This is a genomic window from Pseudonocardia sp. WMMC193 (assembly GCF_021728735.1).
GTDB lineage: Bacteria > Actinomycetota > Actinomycetes > Mycobacteriales > Pseudonocardiaceae > Pseudonocardia > Pseudonocardia oroxyli.
Genome location: NZ_JAKKDO010000003.1, coordinates 5,388,346 through 5,408,232 on the forward strand (window position 1 = coordinate 5,388,346; position 19,887 = coordinate 5,408,232).

At 70.1% G+C, this 19,887-nt stretch carries 18 protein-coding genes and 1 tRNA gene; 10 read left to right on the top strand and 9 right to left on the bottom strand.

The annotated features are described in order from the left end of the window. Positions 1 to 180 precede the first annotated feature (180 nt). From L3X23_RS27700 to ispF, 3 genes are read left to right on the top strand one after another with little or no spacing between them, the layout of a single operon-like run. Positions 181 to 672 (top strand): CarD family transcriptional regulator, encoded by a 492-nt coding sequence (locus tag L3X23_RS27700; protein WP_093083048.1) that lies wholly within the window; start codon positions 181 to 183, stop codon positions 670 to 672. Beyond that, positions 669 to 1,379, top strand: a complete 711-nt coding sequence (gene ispD / locus L3X23_RS27705) for a 2-C-methyl-D-erythritol 4-phosphate cytidylyltransferase (RefSeq protein WP_237195737.1) — start codon at positions 669 to 671, stop codon at positions 1,377 to 1,379. Before L3X23_RS27700 ends, ispD begins: the two co-directional genes overlap by 4 nt. Continuing rightward, entirely contained in the window at positions 1,376 to 1,849 is a 474-nt protein-coding gene (gene ispF, locus L3X23_RS27710) for a 2-C-methyl-D-erythritol 2,4-cyclodiphosphate synthase (RefSeq protein WP_237195739.1), read from the top strand. Before ispD ends, ispF begins: the two co-directional genes overlap by 4 nt. A gap of 10 nt (positions 1,850 to 1,859) precedes the next feature. Here the strand turns inward: ispF and L3X23_RS27715 are convergent, their stop codons facing one another. Next, complete coding sequence (locus L3X23_RS27715; protein WP_237195741.1) at positions 1,860 to 2,279, bottom strand: glyoxalase/bleomycin resistance/extradiol dioxygenase family protein; 420 nt, start codon at positions 2,277 to 2,279, stop codon at positions 1,860 to 1,862. A gap of 97 nt (positions 2,280 to 2,376) precedes the next feature. Between L3X23_RS27715 and cysS the strand changes: the two genes are divergently transcribed. Continuing rightward, positions 2,377 to 3,768, top strand: coding sequence for a cysteine--tRNA ligase (cysS, locus tag L3X23_RS27720; protein ID WP_237195743.1), 1,392 nt, complete (start codon positions 2,377 to 2,379; stop codon positions 3,766 to 3,768). A 21-nt stretch (positions 3,769 to 3,789) separates the two neighbouring features. Further along, positions 3,790 to 4,755, top strand: a complete 966-nt coding sequence (rlmB, locus tag L3X23_RS27725) for a 23S rRNA (guanosine(2251)-2'-O)-methyltransferase RlmB (protein WP_093083030.1) — start codon at positions 3,790 to 3,792, stop codon at positions 4,753 to 4,755. Positions 4,756 to 4,835: 80 nt separating this feature from the next. Here the strand turns inward: rlmB and L3X23_RS27730 are convergent, their stop codons facing one another. Beyond that, complete coding sequence (locus L3X23_RS27730) at positions 4,836 to 5,201, bottom strand: MerR family transcriptional regulator (RefSeq protein ID WP_237198137.1); 366 nt, start codon at positions 5,199 to 5,201, stop codon at positions 4,836 to 4,838. Positions 5,202 to 5,258: 57 nt separating this feature from the next. Between L3X23_RS27730 and L3X23_RS27735 the strand changes: the two genes are divergently transcribed. Beyond that, the gene (locus L3X23_RS27735; protein WP_237195744.1) at positions 5,259 to 5,933 is read left to right on the top strand and encodes an SDR family oxidoreductase; all 675 of its coding nucleotides are present in this window, start codon (positions 5,259 to 5,261) and stop codon (positions 5,931 to 5,933) included. Between the two features lie 38 nt (positions 5,934 to 5,971). Here L3X23_RS27735 and L3X23_RS27740 read toward each other — a convergent pair whose 3' ends face one another. From L3X23_RS27740 to L3X23_RS27750, 3 genes are read right to left on the bottom strand one after another with little or no spacing between them, the layout of a single operon-like run. Next, the gene (locus L3X23_RS27740) at positions 5,972 to 6,814 is read right to left on the bottom strand and encodes a metal ABC transporter permease (protein WP_237195745.1); all 843 of its coding nucleotides are present in this window, start codon (positions 6,812 to 6,814) and stop codon (positions 5,972 to 5,974) included. Further along, positions 6,802 to 7,638 carry a metal ABC transporter ATP-binding protein gene (locus L3X23_RS27745; RefSeq protein WP_237195746.1) on the bottom strand — a complete coding sequence of 279 codons (837 nt, stop codon included), beginning with the start codon at positions 7,636 to 7,638 and terminating at the stop codon, positions 6,802 to 6,804. The genes L3X23_RS27740 and L3X23_RS27745 overlap by 13 nt, the downstream gene beginning before the upstream one ends. A 23-nt stretch (positions 7,639 to 7,661) precedes the next feature. Further along, a complete protein-coding gene (locus L3X23_RS27750) occupies positions 7,662 to 8,621 on the bottom strand; it encodes a metal ABC transporter solute-binding protein, Zn/Mn family (RefSeq protein WP_237195747.1) in 960 nt (319 codons plus the stop codon). Positions 8,622 to 8,727: 106 nt separating this feature from the next. Here L3X23_RS27750 and L3X23_RS27755 point away from each other — a divergent pair, with 106 nt between their 5' ends. Further along, positions 8,728 to 9,831, top strand: coding sequence for a LacI family DNA-binding transcriptional regulator (locus L3X23_RS27755; protein WP_237195748.1), 1,104 nt, complete (start codon positions 8,728 to 8,730; stop codon positions 9,829 to 9,831). Here L3X23_RS27755 and otsB read toward each other — a convergent pair. From otsB to L3X23_RS27770, 3 genes are read right to left on the bottom strand one after another with little or no spacing between them, the layout of a single operon-like run. Then, on the bottom strand, positions 9,797 to 10,549 hold the full coding sequence (otsB, locus tag L3X23_RS27760) for a trehalose-phosphatase (protein ID WP_237195749.1): 753 nt from the start codon (positions 10,547 to 10,549) through the stop codon (positions 9,797 to 9,799). The genes L3X23_RS27755 and otsB overlap by 35 nt on opposite strands. Continuing rightward, positions 10,546 to 11,958, bottom strand: a complete 1,413-nt coding sequence (locus L3X23_RS27765; protein WP_237195750.1) for a trehalose-6-phosphate synthase — start codon at positions 11,956 to 11,958, stop codon at positions 10,546 to 10,548. The genes otsB and L3X23_RS27765 overlap by 4 nt, the downstream gene beginning before the upstream one ends. A 43-nt stretch (positions 11,959 to 12,001) precedes the next feature. Beyond that, positions 12,002 to 13,429 (bottom strand): threonine/serine exporter ThrE family protein, encoded by a 1,428-nt coding sequence (locus L3X23_RS27770; protein WP_237195751.1) that lies wholly within the window; start codon positions 13,427 to 13,429, stop codon positions 12,002 to 12,004. A gap of 66 nt (positions 13,430 to 13,495) precedes the next feature. On the opposite strand from L3X23_RS27770, the gene L3X23_RS27775 reads away from it, so the two are divergent. Both L3X23_RS27775 and L3X23_RS27780 read left to right on the top strand, forming a co-directional pair. Beyond that, a tRNA-Thr gene (locus L3X23_RS27775) sits at positions 13,496 to 13,567 on the top strand. A gap of 90 nt (positions 13,568 to 13,657) precedes the next feature. Further along, on the top strand, positions 13,658 to 15,460 hold the full coding sequence (locus L3X23_RS27780; RefSeq protein ID WP_237195752.1) for a tyrosine-type recombinase/integrase: 1,803 nt from the start codon (positions 13,658 to 13,660) through the stop codon (positions 15,458 to 15,460). Positions 15,461 to 16,000: 540 nt separating this feature from the next. Here L3X23_RS27780 and L3X23_RS27785 read toward each other — a convergent pair. Then, a complete protein-coding gene (locus L3X23_RS27785) occupies positions 16,001 to 17,887 on the bottom strand; it encodes a hypothetical protein (RefSeq protein ID WP_237195753.1) in 1,887 nt (628 codons plus the stop codon). 573 nt (positions 17,888 to 18,460) lie between these two features. Here L3X23_RS27785 and L3X23_RS27790 point away from each other — a divergent pair. Next, positions 18,461 to 19,870 carry an IS1380 family transposase gene (locus tag L3X23_RS27790; protein WP_237195269.1) on the top strand — a complete coding sequence of 470 codons (1,410 nt, stop codon included), beginning with the start codon at positions 18,461 to 18,463 and terminating at the stop codon, positions 19,868 to 19,870. The last annotated feature ends 17 nt before the right edge of the window (positions 19,871 to 19,887 follow it).

Sequence of the window (19,887 nt, forward strand, 5' to 3'; positions counted from 1 at the left end):
AGGCTCCGACAGTTCGTGCACTCGGTGCGCATCCGTCACACGCGGGGGTGTGTCACACCCCCCACGTGCACGTTTTGGACGAGATGTCAACCCCGTGACCTGCGACGATGGGGTATCCCGGCCGACGAGGGGTGGGTCGGCCGTGTTAACCTGGGTCCAGCGAAAGGGGCCAGAGGACACATGGTTTTCAAGGTCGGAGAGACCGTCGTCTACCCGCACCACGGTGCCGCGCTCATCGAGGCGATCGAGACGAGGACCATCAAGGGCGAGGAGCGCAAGTACCTCGTCCTGAAGGTCGCCCAGGGTGACCTGACGGTTCGCGTCCCCGCGGAGAACGCGGAGGTCGTCGGCGTTCGTGACGTCGTGGGCCAGGAGGGGCTGGACAAGGTGTTCGAGGTGCTGCGCACCCCGCACACCGAGGAGCCCACGAACTGGTCCCGCCGGTACAAGGCGAACCTGGAGAAGCTGGCGTCGGGGGACGTCAACAAGGTGGCCGAGGTCGTGCGTGACCTCTGGCGCCGCGAGAAGGACCGCGGGCTGTCCGCAGGCGAGAAGCGGATGCTCGCCAAGGCGCGGCAGATCCTGGTCAGCGAGTTGGCGCTGGCCGAGGGCACCGACGAGGAGCGGGCCGAGGCCCTGCTCGACGAGGTGCTGGCCACCACCAACGCGTGAGCGTCGCGGCGGTCGTCCCGGCCGCCGGTTCGGGGACCCGCCTCGGCGCGGGCGCGCCGAAGGCGTTCGTCCCGTTGGCTGGCGTGCCCATCGTCGTGCGCGCGGTCGACGGGCTGCTGGCGTCCGGCGTGGTCGACGAGGTGCTCGTCGCCGTGCCCGCCCCCCTGGTGGACCAGGCCGAGGAGCTGCTCGCCGGTCGCCCCGTGCGGGTGCTGGTGGGCGGCGCCGAGCGCACGGCGACGGTGCGCCGTGCCCTGGAGTCCCTCGAAGCCCGCGCTGCCCACGGCGGTGAACGAGCGGCGACCCCGGAAGGTCACGCCGACATCGTCCTCGTGCACGATGCGGCGCGCCCGCTCACCCCGCCCGCGTTGATCGCGTCCGTGGTCGAGGCGGTTCGCGCGGGCCACCCGGCCGTGGTGCCCGTGCTCCCCCTGGCGGACACGGTGAAACAGGTCGTCGGCTCGCACGTCGAGTCCACAGTCGACCGGTCCCGGCTGCGCGCGGTGCAGACCCCGCAGGGCTTCACCGTCGACACGCTGCGGGCCGCCTACGCCCAGTCCGGTGTGGACGCCGTCGCCACGGACGACGCCGGTCTCGTCGAACGCGTCGGCGGCACCGTGCACACCGTTCCCGGCGATCCGGCGGCCTTCAAGGTCACCACGGCCTGGGACCTGCGCATCGCCGAGCTCCTGCTGGAGGGGTCGTGAGAACGGGCATCGGGACGGACGTCCATCCCGTCGAGGCCGGGCGGCCGTGCTGGATCGCCGGGCTCTGGTGGGAGGGCGTCGACGGGTGCGCGGGCCACTCGGACGGGGACGTCGCCTGCCACGCCCTGTGCGACGCCCTGCTGTCGGCCGCGGGCCTGGGTGACCTGGGCGCGGTGTTCGGCACCGGCAGACCGGAGTGGTCCGGCGCCAGCGGCCTCGCCCTGCTCGGTGAGGTGCACCGCCTGCTCGTCGCGGACGGCTGGCGGGTCGGCAACGCCGCGGTCCAGGTCATCGGCAACCACCCCAAGATCGGCGCCCGGCGCGCCGAGGCCCAGAAGGTCCTGGGCGAGGTCCTGGACGCGCCGGTCAGCGTGAGCGGCACCACGACGGACGGCCTGGGGCTGACCGGTCGCGGCGAGGGCATCGCGGCGATCGCGACCGCCCTGCTCCTCCCGGGCTCGGGACACTAGGGGCGCAGGCTCAGGACTCGAACATCGTCCGCGTGCGTTCCCGGACCTCCTCCGGGGTCAGGTCCTCCGTGCGCTGGGACACCATCCACTGGTGGCCGAACGGGTCGGTGAACCGGCCGCCGCGTTCGCCGTAGGGGTGGTCGGAGATCGGGAACCGCACGGTGGCGCCCGCCGCCTCCAGGGCCGCGCCCACGGCGTCGGCGTCGGAGACGTAGAGGGCCTGGATCGTCGGCGTCGGCGGGTCGTACTCGTCGGCGTCCTTGACCGCCCAGACGGCGGCGCCCGCCCGCAGCAGGGCGTGGACCACCGTGCCGTCCGGCGCGGTGTAGCGCTCGACGAGCTCGGCACCGAAGGCGCGCCGGTAGAACGCGATGGCCTCGTCCGCGCCGCGGACGACGAGGCGGGGGTGGAGCTGCTCGTAGGTCGTCATGCCGCCCAGCGTGCCGGGCGGACCGTCCGGCGTCGTGGAGGAATGTGATGCAGACCTGCCGCGGTGCCGGTACCAGGGCGTCCGTACTCTGGTAGAGGTGAGCGTCCGACTCTTCGACACCCTGACCAGGAAGCAGCGCGACTTCGTGCCGCTGCGGGCCGGAGCCGTGTCGATGTACGTCTGTGGCGCCACGGTGCAGGGCCTGCCCCACATCGGGCACGTGCGCAGCTCGCTGAACTACGACGTGCTGCGCCGGTGGATGACCCGGCGGGGCTACGACGTCACGCTGGTCCGCAACGTCACCGACATCGACGACAAGATCCTCCGCAAGGCGAGCGAGGCGGGTCGGCCCTGGTGGGAGTGGGCGGCCACGCACGAGCGGGCCTTCTCCGCGGCGTACGACGCGCTGGGCTGCCTGCCCGCGAGCCTGGAGCCGCGGGCGACCGGGCACGTCACCCAGATGGTCACCTACATCGAGCGGCTGATCGAGGGCGGGCACGCCTACGCCGCGGGGGGAGACGTCTACTTCGCCGTGCGCACCTTCCCCGGCTACGGGCAGCTGTCCGGCCAGAAGGTGGACGACGTGGCCCAGGGCGAGGGCGAGTCCGCCACCAAGCGGGACCCGCTGGACTTCACGCTCTGGAAGGGCGCCAAGCCCGGTGAGCCCGCGTGGCCCACCCCGTGGGGCGAGGGCAGGCCCGGCTGGCACCTGGAGTGCTCCGCCATGGCCACCACCTATCTCGGCCCGCAGTTCGACCTGCACGGCGGCGGGCTGGACCTGGTGTTCCCGCACCACGAGAACGAGCGCGCCCAGTCCCAGGCCGCGGGCGACCCGTTCGCGAACTACTGGCTGCACAACGCCTGGGTCACCATGGGCGGCGAGAAGATGTCCAAGTCGCTCGGCAACACCCTGTCGATCGACGCGCTGCTGCAGCGGGTTCGCGGCGTCGAGCTGCGGTACTACCTGGTGGGGCCGCACTACCGGTCCGCGATCGAGTACTCGGACGCGGCGCTGTCGGAGGCCGTGGCGGCCTACCGCCGGATCGAGTCGTTCGTGAACCGGGTGACCGAGCGCATCGGCGCGCCGGAGATCGCGGACGAGGTGCCCGCGGAGTTCGCCGCGGTGCTCGACGACGACCTGGGCACGCCGGGCGGGCTCGCCGTCGTCCACACCACGGTGCGAGACGGCAACGCGGCCCTGGACAAGGGTGACCGGAAGGCCGCCCTGGCCGCGGCCGAGGCGGTCCGCGCGATGACCGCGGTGCTCGGTGTGGACCCGTTGGACCCGCGCTGGCGTGCGGGCGGCACGGACACCGCGGCCGTGGGCGCACTGTCCTCGCTGGTCGAGGAGATGTTGGAGCGCCGCCAGGCGGCGCGCAAGGCCAAGGACTTCACCGAGGCGGACGCCGTGCGCGACCGCCTGCTGGCCGCGGGGATCAGCGTCGAGGACGGCGCCGACGGTCCCACGTGGTCACTCAAAGACGACTGAGCAACCGAAGAGCAAGGGATCATGGCCGGCAACTCCAAGCGCCGCGGTGCGGTGCGCAAGGAAGGCACGAAGAAGGGCGCCGTCGTCGGCTCGGGCGGACAGCGGCGCAAGCAGCTGGAGGGCAAGGGACCCACCCCGCGCGCCTCGGAGCGCAAGGGGCATCCCGCCGCGCGCCGGGCCGCCGCGAAGGACCGGGTCGCGGGCCGCCGCGGCGGCGGTCGGCGACCCCAGGACGGGGACGTCCCGGAGACCGTGCTCGGGCGCAACCCCGTGCTCGAGTGCCTGCGGGCGGGCGTGCCCGCGACGGCGCTGCGGGTCGCCGTCGGCTCCACCGGTGACGAGCGGGTGGCCGAGTCGGTGCACCTCGCGGCGGACCTGGGCCTGGCGATCCTCGAGGTCGAGCGCAACGAGCTGGACCGGATCTCCGGGGGTGCCCTGCACCAGGGCATCGCGCTGCAGATCCCGCCCTACTCCTACGCCCACCCGGACGAGCTGCTGGAGGCGGCGACGGACTCCGGGAACCCGGCGCTGATCGTCGCCCTCGACGGGGTGACGGACCCGCGCAACCTCGGCGCCGTGGTGCGCTCGGTCAGCGCGTTCGGCGGACACGGGGTCGTGGTGCCGCAGCGGCGGTCGGCGGGCATGACCGCGGTGGCCTGGCGGACCTCGGCGGGGACCGCCGCCCGGCTGCCGGTCGCCCGCGCCACGAACCTCACCCGGACGCTGCGCGAGTACGCCCAGACCGGGCTGATGGTGGCGGGCCTCGACGCGGAGGGCGACGTCACGCTGGACGAGTTCGACCTCGCCACCGACCCCCTGGTGATCGTGACCGGGTCGGAGGGCAAGGGCCTGTCCCGGCTGGTCCGCCAGTCCTGCGACGTGACGGTCTCGATCCCGATGGCCGGGCCCGTGGAGTCGCTGAACGCCTCGGTGGCCACCGGCGTGGTCCTCGCCGAGGTCGCCCGCCGCCGTCGCCTCGCCCGCTGACCCCGTGAGTGGCGGCCGGGGGTCGGCAGGAGCGCAGCGACGGGGCGAACGAACGGTGTCGCCAGAGCGACCATCGCCACTCACGACCTGATGATGCAGTGGTGGGCCGGGTCGGTGGCCGCGCGGATGACCGCGTCCAACCGGTCCCGGGTCTCGGTGAGCTCCCGGATCTGTGCGTCGATGCGGTCCCGCTCGGCGGCGAGCCGGGCGCGGGACTCCGGGGTGCTCTCGTGCGCGTCCACGCACGGCATGAGCTCGGCGATGGTCCTCGACGACAGGCCCGCCTGGTAGAGCTGCTGCACCAGCCGGACGCGGTCGACCGCCCCGTCCGGGTAGTGCCGCTGGCCGCTCGCGCTGCGCTCGGCGGTGAGCAGTCCCTGCTCCTCGTAGTAGCGCAGTGATCGCACGCTGACCCCCGCGCCGCGGGCGAGCTCCCCGATCCGCATGACCTGCCTCACTCATCCTTGCCTCTGACGTCAATGTGAGGTTTTACCGTCGGCGGCATGGAGATCGCAAGCTCAGTCGCCCTCGTCACGGGGGCCAACCGCGGCCTCGGCCGCGCCTTCGCCCAGGCCCTCGTCGAGCGCGGGGCGCAGAAGGTCTACGCGACCGCCCGCCGTCCGGAGTCCGTCGACCTGGCCGGGGTCGAGGTCCTCCCGCTGGACGTCACCGACCCGGCGTCGGTCGCCGCGGCGGCGCAGGCGGCGCCGGACGTGACCCTCCTGGTGAACAACGCCGGGATCTCCACCGGCCAGAGCCTGCTCACCGGGGACCTCGCGGAGATCCGTCGCGAGATGGAGGTCCACTACTTCGGCACGCTGAACGTCACCCGCGCCTTCGCCCCGGGGCTGCGTGGGGTCGTCAACGTCCTGTCCGCGCTGTCCTGGTTCGCGGCCCCCGGCGCGACGTCCTACGCCGCGGCCAAGTCGGCCCAGTGGGGGCTGACCAACGCGCTGCGGCTCGAGCTCCCGCAGGCGCTGGTGACCGGCGTCCACCTCGGCGTCGCCGACACGGACATGGCCGAGAAGATCGAGGGGTTCCCGAAGCTCGCGCCCGCCGACCTGGCCCGGATCGTGCTCGACGGCGTGGAGCGGGACGAGATCGAGATCCTCGCCGACGACTGGAGCGCCCTGGTGAAGAAGGCCCTGCAGGAGCCCGGGGTCTTCACCATGTCGTGAGCGGCGATAGTCGCCATGGCGACTATCGCCGCGCACGGCTAGGTCGCGCGCACCGCGCCCCGCCGCCGCCCGATCACCCGACAGACCAGGTAGCTCAGGAACGCCAGGGTGGCCACGTACCCGCTGATCGGCAGGCCCGGGGCCAAAGACAGCAGGGTGCCGCCGAGCAGCGAGAGCTCGGCGATCGCGACCGCCAGGATCGTGGCCCTGACCGGGCTCGCGGTGACCCTGGCCGCCGCGGCGCCCGGGATGATCGTCACGGACAGCACCAGGATCGCGCCGACGATCGGGACGGCCAGGGCGGTCGTCAGGGCGACGAGGACGGCGAACAGCGGGGACAGCATCCGGACCGGGACGCCGCGGGCCACCGCGACGTCCGGGTCCGCGCTGGCGAACAGCAGCGGCCGGTAGATCACCGCCAACACGGCGAGCACCACGACCGTCACCCCGACGAGAACGGCGATGTTGCCGCTGTCCACGGACACGATCGAGCCCGTGAGCAGGCCGAACTTGTTCGCCGCCCGGCCGTCGTAGAGGGCGAGCAGCAGGACGCCGAGCCCCAGCCCGAAGGCGAGCACGACGCCGATCACGGAGTCCCGCTCGCGCTGGCGCAGCCCCAGCAGACCGAACACCAGCCCGGCGATCGCCGCGCCGACCACGGCCCCGACACTGACCGAGATCCCGGCCAGCAGCGCGGCGGCACCACCGGTGAAGGCGAGCTCGGCGGTGCCGTGCACGGCGAAGCCCATCCCGCGGGCGACGATCAGCGGCGCGAGCGCGCCCGCGACCAGCCCGAGCACGGCCGCGGCGAGGAACGCGTTCTGGACGAAGGGCAGCCCGAGCAGCTCCCCGACGCCGTCGAACGAGATCAGGCGGTCCACGCCGCCTCCCCGCCGATGGTCGGCTCCGCGAGCTGCGCCTCCGCGTGGTGCGCGTGCTGGTCCTCGGCCCCCACGACGACGAGCCGGTTCCGCACCCGCAGCACCTCCACGTCGGTGCCGTAGAGCTCGGAGAGCGTCGCCGAGGTCATCACCTCGTCCGGGGTGCCGATCCGGAACCGGCCGCCCACGAGGTAGAGGATCCGGTCGACGAGCGGGAGGACCGGGTTGATCTCGTGCGTCACGAACACCACGGCCGTGTCCGCGGTGCGCCGCCGCGCGTCGATCAGCGCGCTGACGACGCGCTGGTTGGCGAGGTCCAGGGAGAGCAGCGGCTCGTCGCAGAGCAGCACGGACGGGTCGCCGACCAGCGCCTGGGCGACCCGCAGCCGCTGCTGCTCGCCGCCCGAGAGCCGTCCGACGGGCTCGTTCGCGTACCGGGTGGCGCCGACCGACTCCAGCGCGGCCGCGACCCGCTCCCGGCGGGCCCGGCGCCCGCCCAGGCCCAGGCCCCAGCGGTGGCCGTCGAGTCCGAGGCCCACGAGGTCCGCCGCGCGCAGCGGCAGGTCCTCCGGGAGCGCCTTCTGCTGCGGCACGTACCCGATGCCCCCGCCGCCCCGCCGCGCGGGCGCCCCGCCCACCAGCACCTCGCCCGCGAGGAGGGGCTGGAGGCCGAGCAGCACGCGCAGCAGGGTGGTCTTGCCCGATCCGTTCGGACCCAGCACCGCCAGGAACTCACCGGGCCGGACGTCGAGGTCCAGCCCGTCCCAGAGCTGCCGGGTCCCGAAGCGGACCGAGGCGCCGCGCAGGGACACGGCAGGAGTCATGGCCGCATTGTTCACGCCGCCGTTCACGCCGCGCGGTTCAGGGCTCCGGTCAGCTCGTCCAGCTGGCCGGTCTGCCAGGCGACGTAGGAGTCGACGCCGTCCGGCAGGGTCTCGCTGAAGGGCACGACCGGCACGTTCGCGGCGGTCGCCGCCCGCTCGACCTCCTGGGTCGACGCGCTCTCCGTCTGGCTGTTCGACACCACGACCTTCGCCGTCGGCACGATCTGCAGGGTCTCGGCGAGCACCGCGGCCGCGGGGTCGTTGCCCTCCTCGACGGCCTCGGAGAAGGCCTCCGGGGTGATGTTCCGCAGGCCCGCGGCGTCGGTCAGGTAGAGCGGCACGGGCTCGGTCACGGCGATCGCCTGGCCGTCGTGGGTCGCCTTGATGGCGTCGACGCGTCGCTGGAGGGCGTCGAGGTCCGCGCCGAAGGCCTGGGCGTTGGCGGTGTAGGTCGCGGCGTGGGCCGCGTCCTTCGCGCCCAGGTCGGTGGCCAGTTGGTTCGCCACCGTGCGGACCGTGCCCAGGTCGTACCAGACGTGCTCGTTGAACTCGCCGTGTGCGTGTTCCGCGTGCTCCGCGGGGGACTCCCCGGCGTGCGTCTCCTCCTCGGCGCCCTCCAGCCCGGACAGCGTGACGGCGTCGATCACCGTCGGGTTCGTGCCCGCGGACTCGACGAGCCGGTCGGCGAAGGAGTCGTACCCCCCGCCGTTCTTGACGACGATCGCGGCGCGTGCCACGGCCGCCGCGTCCGCCGGGGTGGCCTCGTACTCGTGCGGGTCGGCCGAGGGCGAGTCGATGATCGACCGCACCTCGACGAGGTCGCCGCCGACCGCCGTCGCGATGCTGCCGTAGACGTCGGTGGACGCCACGACGACCGGCTTGGCCGCCTCGGCGGGGGCCGCGGTGTCGGTGGACGAGCCGCAGGCCGCGAGGCCGAACAGGGCCGTGACGGCCAGCAGGGTGGTGGGGACTCGCGTTCTCATCGTGCTCCGTATCAACCTGTGCGCATGGTTTTATTGAAAACCGTTGTCAGTTCACTCTAGCGGGTGGGGTACCGACTGCCCACCACGGACGGCTACCTTTCGGGGTGTGAGCGGTCCCCCCCACGTCAGACGGCCCGCGACGCTGGCGTCGCTCGCCGCGGAGCTGGGCGTGTCCCGCACCACGGTGTCGAACGCCTACAACCGCCCGGACCAGCTCTCCGCACCCCTGCGGGAGAAGGTCCTCGAGGCGGCACGCAGGCTCGGCTACCCCGGCCCCGACCCGGTCGCGCGCTCGCTGCGCACCCGCCGCGCCGGCGCCGTCGGCCTGCTGCTCACCGAGGCGCTGTCCTACGCGTTCCGGGACCCGGTGGCCACCGGCTTCCTGGAGGGCCTCGCGCTGGCCTGTGAGCAGGCCGGACAGGGGCTGCTGCTGGTCCCGGTGAGCCCCGAGCACGCGGACGTCGCCGCGGTCCACCAGGCGGGCGTGGACGGGTTCGTCGTGTACTCGGTCAGCGAGGACGACCCGCACTTCCGGGCCGTGCTGGAGCGGCCGGTCCCCACGGTGATCTGCGACCAGCCGATCGGTGTGGAGGGCGTCGACCGGGTGAGCGTCGACGACCGGGACGGCATGCGGGCCCTCGGCCGTCACCTGACCGGCCTCGGGCACCGCCGGATCGGGGTGCTCTGCATGCGGCTCGGCCCGCAGCGCCAGGACGGCCCCGCCTCGCTCGCGCGGCAGCAGGAGACGTCCTACCCCGTGCAGCGGGAGCGGATCAGCGGGATCCGGGACGCCCTGGTCGAGGTGGGCGTGGACTGGGCGAGCGTCCCCGTCGTCGAGCGGTTCGAGCACAGCCCGGAGGCGGGCGCCTCCGCCGCGGCCGAGCTGCTCGCGGCGCACCCGGACGTCACCGCCCTGGTCTGCACCTCGGACGTCATCGCCATCGGGGCCCTGCAGTGGGCCGCCGAGCAGGGGATCGACGTGCCGGGCAGGCTCACGGTGACGGGGTTCGACGGCGTGCCGGAGGCGGACCGCCTCGGGCTCACCACCGTGCGCCAGCCGGTGCGGCGCAAGGGGCAGGTCGCGGGCGAGCTGCTGCTCGAACGCGGCGACCGGAACACCCCCAAGTACGTCGTGCTGCCGACCGAGCTGGTCGTGGGCGCCACCAGCGGGCCCGCTAAGAAGCGCGAGGAGTTCTTCTCCGGCTGGTGAGCTCGGCCAGCACGGTCGACAGCTCGGCGGGGTCGGCGACCCGGTGGGCGGCCGCGGTGTCGCCCTCACCCACCTTGACGCCGACGTCCCCGGGCCGCAGCCGGGTGAACACCGTCTCGTCGGTGGTGTCGTCCCCCGCGAAGAACACCCGCGCGCCGAACCGCTCGCGCAGCGCGTCCACCGCCGTGCCCTTGCTGACCTGCAGCACGGCGAGGTCGATCACCGACTTGCCCTCGATCGCGTCCACGCCGTCCCAGGTCACCGGCCCGCGGCGGACCGCGCCCAGCACCTGCTCGCCCACCTCGGGTGCGGCGTTGCGGACGTGGACGGCGAGGCCCGCGGGCTTGTGTTCGAGGGTGACCCCGGCCGCGCCCTCGACGAGGTCGGTGAGCGCCAGGGTGAGCTTCTCCTTGAGCGCCTGCTGCTCCTCGGTCAGCAGCGGGGTGTCGCCGTCGAGCAGGCCGGGGCCGAACTCGCCGCCGTGGCTGCCGACCATGAGGACCGGCGGCCCGAAACCCGAGACCGCCGCCAGGTCGGCGAGCCCGCGCCCGGACACCAGCACGACGTGCGTATCCGGGGCCTCGGCCAGCGCGCGGACGGCCGCGGCGGACTCGGGCAGCGGCCGCGCGTCGGACGGGACGGGCACGATGGGGGAGAGCACCCCGTCGAAGTCCAGGGCGACGAGGAGCGGGCCGTCCAGGCCGTCGAGATCGATCACGTGTCCAGCCCCAGCGCGGACAGGAACGACCGGGCCCACCGGTCGACGTCGTGGCTCATGACCTGTTTGCGCAGCGTGCGCATCCGCTTGCGGCCCTCCTGGGGTTCCATGGTCAACGCCTGGTAGAGCGTCTCCTTGACCCCGTCGGTGTCGTGCGGGTTGACCAGCAGCGCGCTGGTCAGCTCCACCGCGGCGCCCGCGAACTCGCTGAGCACGAGCACCCCGCCCAGGTCGTGGCGGCAGGCGACGTACTCCTTCGCGACGAGGTTCATGCCGTCCCGCAGCGGCGTCACGAGCATGACGTCCGCGGCGACGAAGAAGGCGGCCAGCTCCTCCCGCGGCAGCGACTGGTGCAGGTAGTGCACGGCGGGATGGCCGATGTTGGCGTACTCGCCGTTCATCCGGCCGACGGCGAGCTCGATCTCGTCCCGCATCTTCTGGTAGTGCTCCACCCGCTCCCGGCTGGGGGTGGCGAGCTGGATCATCACCGTGTCCTCGACCTGGACCCGGTCCTCCTCCAGCAGCTCGTGGAAGGCGCGCAGCCGCACGTCGATGCCCTTGGTGTAGTCCAGCCGGTCCACGCCGAGGATGACCTTCGACGGGTTCCCGAGGTCCTCGCGGATCTGCGCGGCGCGCTTCTGCACGGCGTCGGTCTGGGAGAGCTCGTCGAGGTGCTTCGAGTCGATCGAGATGGGGAAGGCCCCGAGCGTGATCGTGCGGCGGCCCACGGTCACCTCGTTGGTCTTGTTGCGGACCGTCCCGGCGCCGGCCAGCCGGGTCGCCAGCCAGCGGAAGTTGCGGACCCCGCCCGCGGTGTGGAACCCGATGACGTCCGCGCCGAGCAGCCCCTCCACGATCCGGGTGCGCCACGGGAGCTGCATGAACAGCTCGACCGGCGGCATCGGGATGTGCAGGAAGAAGCCGATCTTGAGGTCCGGGCGGAGCTCGCGCAGCATCCCGGGCATCAGCTGCAGCTGGTAGTCCTGGATCCACACCGTGGCGCCCTTGGCCGCCACCTTCGCGGTGTACTCGGCGAAGCGCTCGTTGACCGTGACGTAGGCCTGCCACCAGTGCCGGTGGAAGGCGGGCGGGGCCACCACGTCGTGGTAGAGCGGCCAGAGGGTGCCGTTGGAGAAGCCCTCGTAGTAGTCCTCGACCTCCTGCGCGGTCAGGTTCACCGGGTGCAGCTGCAGGCCGTCCTCGACCAGCGGCTCCACCTCGACGTCCGGCACGCCGGGCCAGCCCACCCACGCGCCCTCCCGGGCGCGCAGCATCGGCTCGAGGGCGGTGACCAGGCCACCGGGGCTGCGCTTCCAGCGCCGACCCCCGTCGGGGAGCTTCTCCAGGTCCACCGGCAGCCGGTTCGCGACGACGACGAAATCGGGCGGGGGAAACTTCGTACGGGCCATCGGGTCCTCCCTGCCGGTCACGCTGCCGTTCTGCACCCGGACCCTACTGACCGCCGGCGGGGTTCGCGGGATCTGAATCGTCCGCAGTGACGTCGACCGCTCGGCGGCGCGGCCGGAACAGGAACTCCCCGAACGTGACCCCCGCCGCGAGCGCGAGCCCCGTCGCCAGCGCGATCGTGACGGTGACCAGGCCCTCGGACAGCCCCTCGACGGCCAGTTGGTAGAAGCCGCGGTAGGCCGAGTAGCCGGGCAGCAGCGGGGTGATGCCGGCGAGCGTGACGACCAGGCTGGGCACCTGCGCCGTGCGGCGCAGCAGCCCCGCCAGCGCACCCACACAGACCGCCGCGACACCCGTGGCCGTGACCGCCCCGACGTTCCCGAGCTGGGTCAGGGAGCTGAAGACACCCCAGCTGATCGCGCCGGACCCGGCGGCGACGGCCAGGCTGCGCAGCGGCGCGTACCCGGCGAGCGCGTACCCGGCCGCGGCCACGGCGCCGAGCACGATCGCGAGGCTGAACCGCCCGACGGACACCGACACCGACCCCGCGACGTCCAGCGCCACCCCGACCGCGAACCCGAACTTCAGCCCCAGCACGACGCCGGTGAGCAGCCCCGCGGACAGCAGCGCGACCTCGGCGACCCGGCCTGCCGCCGTGACGTAGTAGCCGGAGATCGCGTCCTGCACGGTGCCGACCACGGACAGCCCGGACAGCAGCACGGTGATGCTCGCCGCGACGACCAACGACGGTCGGGTGCCCGGCGGGAACAGCCCCGCGGCGAACAGCCCGACGGTCGCCGTGGTGGCGAGCAGCCCGCCCATGAGCTGCTGGAAGAAGGCGGGCAGCCCCCACCGGCTCAGCACCCGGCCGACCCGGTCGATCGCGCCGGTGACGAGGAAGGCGGTCAGCGCGGTGACCGGCCCGCCGCCGAGCAGGAAGGCGATCGCGCCCGCGAGCAGCCCCCACCCCGCCGTCGCTGCCCAGCGCGGGTAGGGGTGCGGGGTCTCGATCGCCTCGTCGACGGCCACGGCCGCCGCCCGCACGTCGAGCGTGCCGGACTCCAGGTCCTCCACGACGCCGTCGACCTTGGCCAGGCGGGTGAGGTCCAGCGTCCGGTACCGGACCAGCCGCATGGACGTGACCGGGCTGGCGGCGTTGCCGCGGTGACAGCAGATCGTGATCGAGGTGAACGTGATGTCCACGTCCACGGCGGGCAGACCGCACGCCTCCGCGAGCCGCAGCATGAGGTCGGTGACGACCGCGACGCTCTCCCCGCTCGACAGCTGCACCTCGCCCACGCGCATGCAGAGGTCGAGGACCTCCTGGACCCGTGCGTCGTCCGGCACCTGCGGGCCCACCATGAGCATGGGCAGCGTCGGGGGCCCGGGGGAGAGCAGCCGCTTCGCGTCCCGCCGCAGGGTCGCACGCAGCCGGTTCGCCAGTCGCTCCGCGGGATTGAGCTCGTCGACCACGCCGCCAGGCTGCCATCCGACCCGCGGGCTCTACACTCGGGGCCGCCCGGTCGAGCGGCGGGGCACGCCGGTGTAGCTCAGTGGTAGAGCAACCGCCTTGTAAGCGGTAGGTCGTCGGTTCGATCCCGACCTCCGGCTCAGTGCCTGACCAGGCGCTTTGCGCGACCTGTGATCGCTGAGTCTGTGCTCGTGGGATCAAACGTGGTGCGAGTGCGGTAGGTTTGCCTGGTGGCAGGCCCCGTCCGCGCAGGGAAGAAGCGACCCAAGGGCAACATCGAGCCTTTGCCCAGCGGCGCGCTGCGCGTCAGCGTCTACGCCGGGATCGATCCTGTATCCGGCCGTCGGCACTACCTGAAGGAGACGGTCCCAGCCGGGCCGAAGGCTGCTGTCGAGGCTGAGGCCACGCGGGCTCGCCTCGTGGCCGAGGTGGCGGAACGACGTAACCCACGCACCGGCGCGACGATTGATCAGCTGCTAGAGAAGTACCTTGACCAGCTCGACGGCTCGCCGAACACGCTCACGCTGTACCGCGGCTACGTGAAGAACCACCTCTCGCCTCTACTCGGCTCGACGAAGGTTCGGGCCCTGGACCCGGAGCTGCTCGACTCGTTCTACAGCGAGCTCCGGCGATGTCGTGTCCATTGCGACCGGGCACGCGGACTCGTCGACCACCGGACGCAGAAGTCCCACGAGTGTGACGAGCGGTGCCGTGAGCACAAGTGCCGGCCGCTTGCTCGCTCCACGGTCCGGCATATCCACTTCATCCTGTCCGGCGCCTACCGCAAGGCGGTGCGGTGGAGGTGGGTGACCTTCTCGCCGATCTCTCAGGGTGAACCACCTGCAGCCTCGTCCGAGAACCCCGACCCGCCCAACCCGAAGGACGCCGCTCGGATCGTGACCGCGGCTTATCGAGATTCGGACTGGGGGACCTTCGTCTGGACCAAGATGACCACCGGGGCTCGGCGAGGCGAGATGTGCGCGATGCGCTGGTCGACCGTCAGTGTTGAGAGCGGACGCGAGTCGATCTGGCTCAAGTACGGCATCCGGAAGGACGGCAAGGGCGGCTGGGAGGAGGCTGAGCTCAAGACCCATCAGCAGCGGCGCATCGCACTCGACTCGGAGACGGCCGCGGCGCTCATCGAGCATCGGGCTCGTTGTGAGGAGAGAGCGAGAACCCTCGGGATGCGCCTCCGTCCCGATGGCTTCGTCTTCTCTACGGAGCCGGATGGTTCGACCTTCCCCATCCCGGACTCCGTGGGGCAGCGTTATGACCGACTCGTCCGTCGATTGAATATCCACACGACTATCCACAAGCTCCGGCATTACTCCGCGACGGAGCTGATCCTGGCCGGCGTCGACATTCGGACGGTGGCGGGCCGGTTAGGTCATGGGGGCGGTGGCACGACGACGCTGCGGACCTACACGGCGTGGGTGTCAGAGGCCGATCAACGTGCGGCTGCTGGCTGGTCGTCGCGCATGCCCGCCCGATCCGAGCTGGCCGACGCGCGGGCATGGATGCGCAACGACCCCCAGCATCCGTACGAGAGGGTCGCGGCAGAACTCGCCCGGCAGGTTGAGGGCGGCGAACTTGCTGCGGGAGATCCGGCACCGGAGGCAGAGACTCTCGCTGCGGGGCACGGAGTGTCCGTGGCGACCGCACGGCGTGCCGTCGCGCTCGCGCGAGAATGGGGTCTGATCTTCACCGATGGCACGGGGCGGCCACGGATTGCCCAGCTGGCTAGCTCTAAGACCGCCGAAGCCGTTCCCGACAAGAGACGTGTTCAGGCTGACAAGCCGTTGCCGTACTGGTCAGTACAGGTGAGCGGCCCCGGCGGTATTCAGTTCCCTGCACGGACTGTCCGTGGCGACATCGAAGACCCGGACACTTTTCGCTCGCACCTCGTCGGCATCGTCCGCGCCGAGCGGCCGGATCTTGCCGACGAGCCCGAGAACGCATGGATCGAAGACTATGAGCTTCATCTACGCCGCCCTGGCTCACAGGAATCCATAGCGATCTTCCGCTTGTCATAGGTCTGTCGTGTTCGATCAGGCCAAGTAGTCTTCGAGCCAGCGGCGTCCGCTTTAGGAGGACGCCGAGACGCTGCTCAATGTGTGGCGATGGTGCTCTGAGCTGCAAGAACTTTGGACCTGACCGGATGCTCTGCATGGTGCGTGTTGTTGTCTGCACCACGGGTGGCCCCACGTAGAGCGTCCACTTATCGAGTTACGGGCTCATGCACGCCCACTACTCAAAGACGTGCTGGTCGAGAATCTAGCCTGACTCTCGATTCGAGCTGACCTACTTCTAGGGATCGCTGATTGGTATCGACGAAACAGCACTTTGGACGAATAGGTCCTGCCTCCCTGGCATCTCAACTGAGGATCGCCCAAAAAGCCTTTCGCCCACCTTGCGTGAATCGCGAACGAGGGCAATCAGAGGTTCTGAGAGTCTGGCCGTGAGGTTAGCGATACTTCGGATCCCGGGCTCGTCGGTCAGTGGCGCGAGATATAGCACTACTTGGGCATCCTTGTAGTCGTTAACCTGATGAGCTAAGTACTGACTCGCCGCAGCTAGTCGGAATCTCGCTTCTGTGTTTGAGGCTCAGGCGCCTCGTCTCCTCGGCTATGCGGACGATTCTCGACCAGGTCGATGGACTCGATTGAGCCCGGACGTTCCCAATGCTCGCCACGGAGTGGTGAGAGTGCGATTCGCCTTAATCCCCTACCTTTGACTCGCCCGCTTATCGCGATTAGGAAGGTTAGAACGAGAAAGCACAGGTAGAGGATCGTGGCAAGAGAGTCGAGTGATGCCGCTGGGAAGAGGCTGAGGACGGTGCTTCCGGCGGATCTCAAAGCCGGTACGGATCGCAGGATGTCAAGCGATTGCCTTAGCGCGGGCAGGCCAAGAAGCACAGCGCCCAGGATGGCCCCAGTGGCAAGTCGTGCAGATCTCCGATTGGTTGAATAGGTCCGTTCTGCAGAGAGTAGATCGTCTAAAGCGCTCAACTTACTGATGGCAGACTTATGAATTGCAGGCCCGCCCATGGCGTCGAAAGCATGTTGGGCGATCTCATTTGCCGTTCCGTACGATAGTTGAGGTTTGTCGATCTCTGTCATGCCGAATGACAACTCGGCCTTCGCTTTCGCAAGCGCCCCGCGGCTGGCTCGAACGGAATCTATTGACGCTTCCAGGATGGTGATTTGCCAGTATTGAATCAGTGCATTCTCTATCACTGCTAGCCGCAAGAACATCGCTGTTGCTTCAGGCGGGTGCGACTGGCCGAAATCCCACGCGATATCCACGGCGAGACCTCCGGTTACGAAGAACGAGGAATCGAAGGTGAGGCCGAAGTCGCGAAAGGATAGATTGTCCTCCCGGAAAGACTTCATTTGTGGGACTGGTGCGCCGCTCAGGATGGCGGTTTTCTCGCCAGCGTGAGTAGTCAGCCAGGTCTTCGAGTTATTGCAGCAGAGGAGACCCTCGACGAAGATCGTCGGATGACAAAACCACACATGGTGACGTGGTTCTGCCGAGTGCAGAAAGATTGCTCCTTGATATATTTCAAATATGTCGTCAAGTGCAATCGCGGTAGCAAGTTCAGTATAAACTCGGTCGGGCTCGCCATCCTCGGACCGGACGTTGCTGGCGAATTTGGCGAACGATTCGGACTGTCCTTTGCAGAATGCCCCGACAATCCTTACAGGAACTCCGCAGGTGGAGAATTTGACTCGACTGGATCTGCTTATCAGGCTAAGCTCATCGGAGTTCAAGCCATGCGGATAGATGAGATGGAAGGTAAGAATCGCCACTCCAGATTGATGGAGAAGGAGCTCGACTTCAACTGGCTCGTCAGGCTCCGATGCGACGAGTGGTCTCTCAAACCCGGCTAGGCGTAGAGCGGGGAGTGACAGCCGCACGAAAGGCGCATCCGACAGGTAGCTTGCCCGGTAGATATCTGCATCGACGGCAGCCCTTGCAAGGAGTAGAGCGCGAAGGTTCGTCACCTGACTGTCTAGCAACTGTGTGGCCTCATCTAACTTCTCCGCGCTAGAAGTGGATGGCGCCTGCTCGGCAGCTTCCTTCTTGTGTCGCCTGGGGATCCGATCGAGAAGTACCATCCACATCACCCTGAAGAATGCGATCCAGCGCGAAGGCGCAGGCACTTCTGAGTCGGGTTGGCGTCCCAACGTCAGGTCGTAAATGTATCGCAGGCCCATTGCATGACGCTTGAGCGCCGTCAGTCGGCGGAATCGTCGACCAAGAGGGATGTCGTTCGACATCGATGTGCGACCAGCTTCTGCGATATCCGCCTCAAGAAGGCGGCTTGCCAATTCGACATGACTGACCCGGGTGCCGACATCGAAAGTGAAGCTGTATGAGATTGCTCCGGACGAGAACGTGGCGAGATGGTCTCGCGTTTTAGAAGGAGGTAGCCGCAGTCTTTCTCGCCAAGTCATTTGTCCGTCGGTCTCCGTTGCCTAGAAGGGGCATTGTAGGAATTTCCTGATCCGTCAGGCGGGGCGCTTCATTCTGTTTCCGGGGGATGAAAGCGTCTCCGCCTGTACTCCCGGCTCGCTGGGACGATATCGCCGGTCTTCAACGACGCTATCGCCAGAGGGGTCGGTGACACCGGGACGTCATGTCGATGTGTAAGCGTTCGTGTCGTCGGCAAGGTTTACCGTGTCGAACCATCCTAGAAGGCCGAGTGACGATCGAGCCTCGCCAGGCGACGAGCCAGAGCGAAGTATCAAGGGCATTTTGGATGCACGCCTACTTCGTCGGTCGCTGGTCGGACTCGGCGGCCCAGGTCAACGTACACACGTAGCGTTGTTGGACACCGGTTCGCCTTGATCAACACCCGGTTCGTGGCCCAGGCCCAGCGTCAGACGTGAACCCTCGCAGCCGTTAGCCCGGGGCTTTCATCGTGGTTCGCCGGATGTGGCGTGTCAGAAGGCTGGAGGGTGCCTCTGAGCAGGGAGAATGGGGATTGCTGAAGTCTCCATCGGCCCAAGAGCAGGAGCACCCTCCAGGTGAAGAAGACTATCGGGTTCTACCCGTGCCCGGACCTCGACACGGCCGCGACGACGGTGGTGTCTCATGCCGGGACGAGGCTGCTCACCGAGACCATCGCCAAGGTCGGACTCGACCGAGGACTGTCGGGGGCGTTGGGGCCGTGGCGGCCGCGGTTGGCGGTCCACGACCCGGCGAAGGTCCTGCTCGACCTCGCGCTGACGCTGGCCGTGGGCGGGGACTGCCTGTCCGACATCGCGTTGCTGCGCGCCGAGCCCGCCCTGTTCGGGTCGGTGGCCTCGGATCCGACGGTGTCACGCACCATCGACCGCCTCGCCGCCGACGCTGCCGCGGTGTCGGCGGCGATCGACACCGCTCGCGCTGCAGCACGGGCCCAGGCCTGGGCACTGGCCGGGGACGCGGCTCCCGATCACGACACCGACATGGCGAATCCGCTGGTCATCGACGTGGACGCCACCCTGGTGACCGCCCACTCCGACAAGCAGGGCGCCGCGCCGACGTTCAAGAAGGGCTTCGGTCACCACCCGTTGTGGGCCTTCGCCGATCATGGCGCCGCGGGCACCGGTGAGCCGCTGGCCGCGCTGCTGCGCCCGGGCAACGCCGGATCGAACACCGCCGCCGACCACATCACCGTCATCCGGTCCGCGCTGCGCCAGCTCCCCGATCACAGGCCCGGCAACCGGCCCGGTCGCAAGGTCCTCATCCGCGTGGACGGCGCCGGCGCCTCGCACGAGCTGCTGGACTGGCTGCACGGGCAGCGGTTGTCCTACTCGGTCGGGTTCGGACTGACCCAGGCCCTGGTCGACCAGCTCGCCGCGCTCCCCGCCGACGACTGGCAGACCGCGCTGGACGCCGACCGCGAGCCCCGCCCCGGCGCCTGGGTCATCGAGGCCACCGGGCTGATGAACCTGGCGTCCTGGCCCGACGGCATGCGGGTGATCGTCCGCCGGGAGCGGCCGCACCCGGGCGCCCAGCTGCGGATCACCGACCAGGACGGGTTGCGCTACACCGCTTTCGCCACCAACACCCGACCCGGCGGCCCGGGTCGCCAGCTCGCCGACCTCGAACTACGGCACCGTCGCCGCGCCCGCGTCGAGGACCGCATCCGCGCGGCGAAGGACACCGGGCTGACCAACCTGCCGCTGCACGAGTTGGACCAGAACCGCATCTGGCAAGCCGTGGTCGCGCTCGCCTGCGAGATCACCGCCTGGGCGCAGATGCTCGCCTACACCGACCACCCCGCGCGGCGCTGGGAACCGAAACGCCTGCGCCTACGGCTGTTCTCCATCCCCGCCCAGCGAGCCCGCCACGCCCGCCGGACCGTGCTCCACCTGCCCGCGCACGCACCCTGGGCCGGGCTGCTCCGCGACGGCCTCACCGCGCTGCACACGCTCGCCGTCCCCGGCTGAGCACTCCCTCACCGACA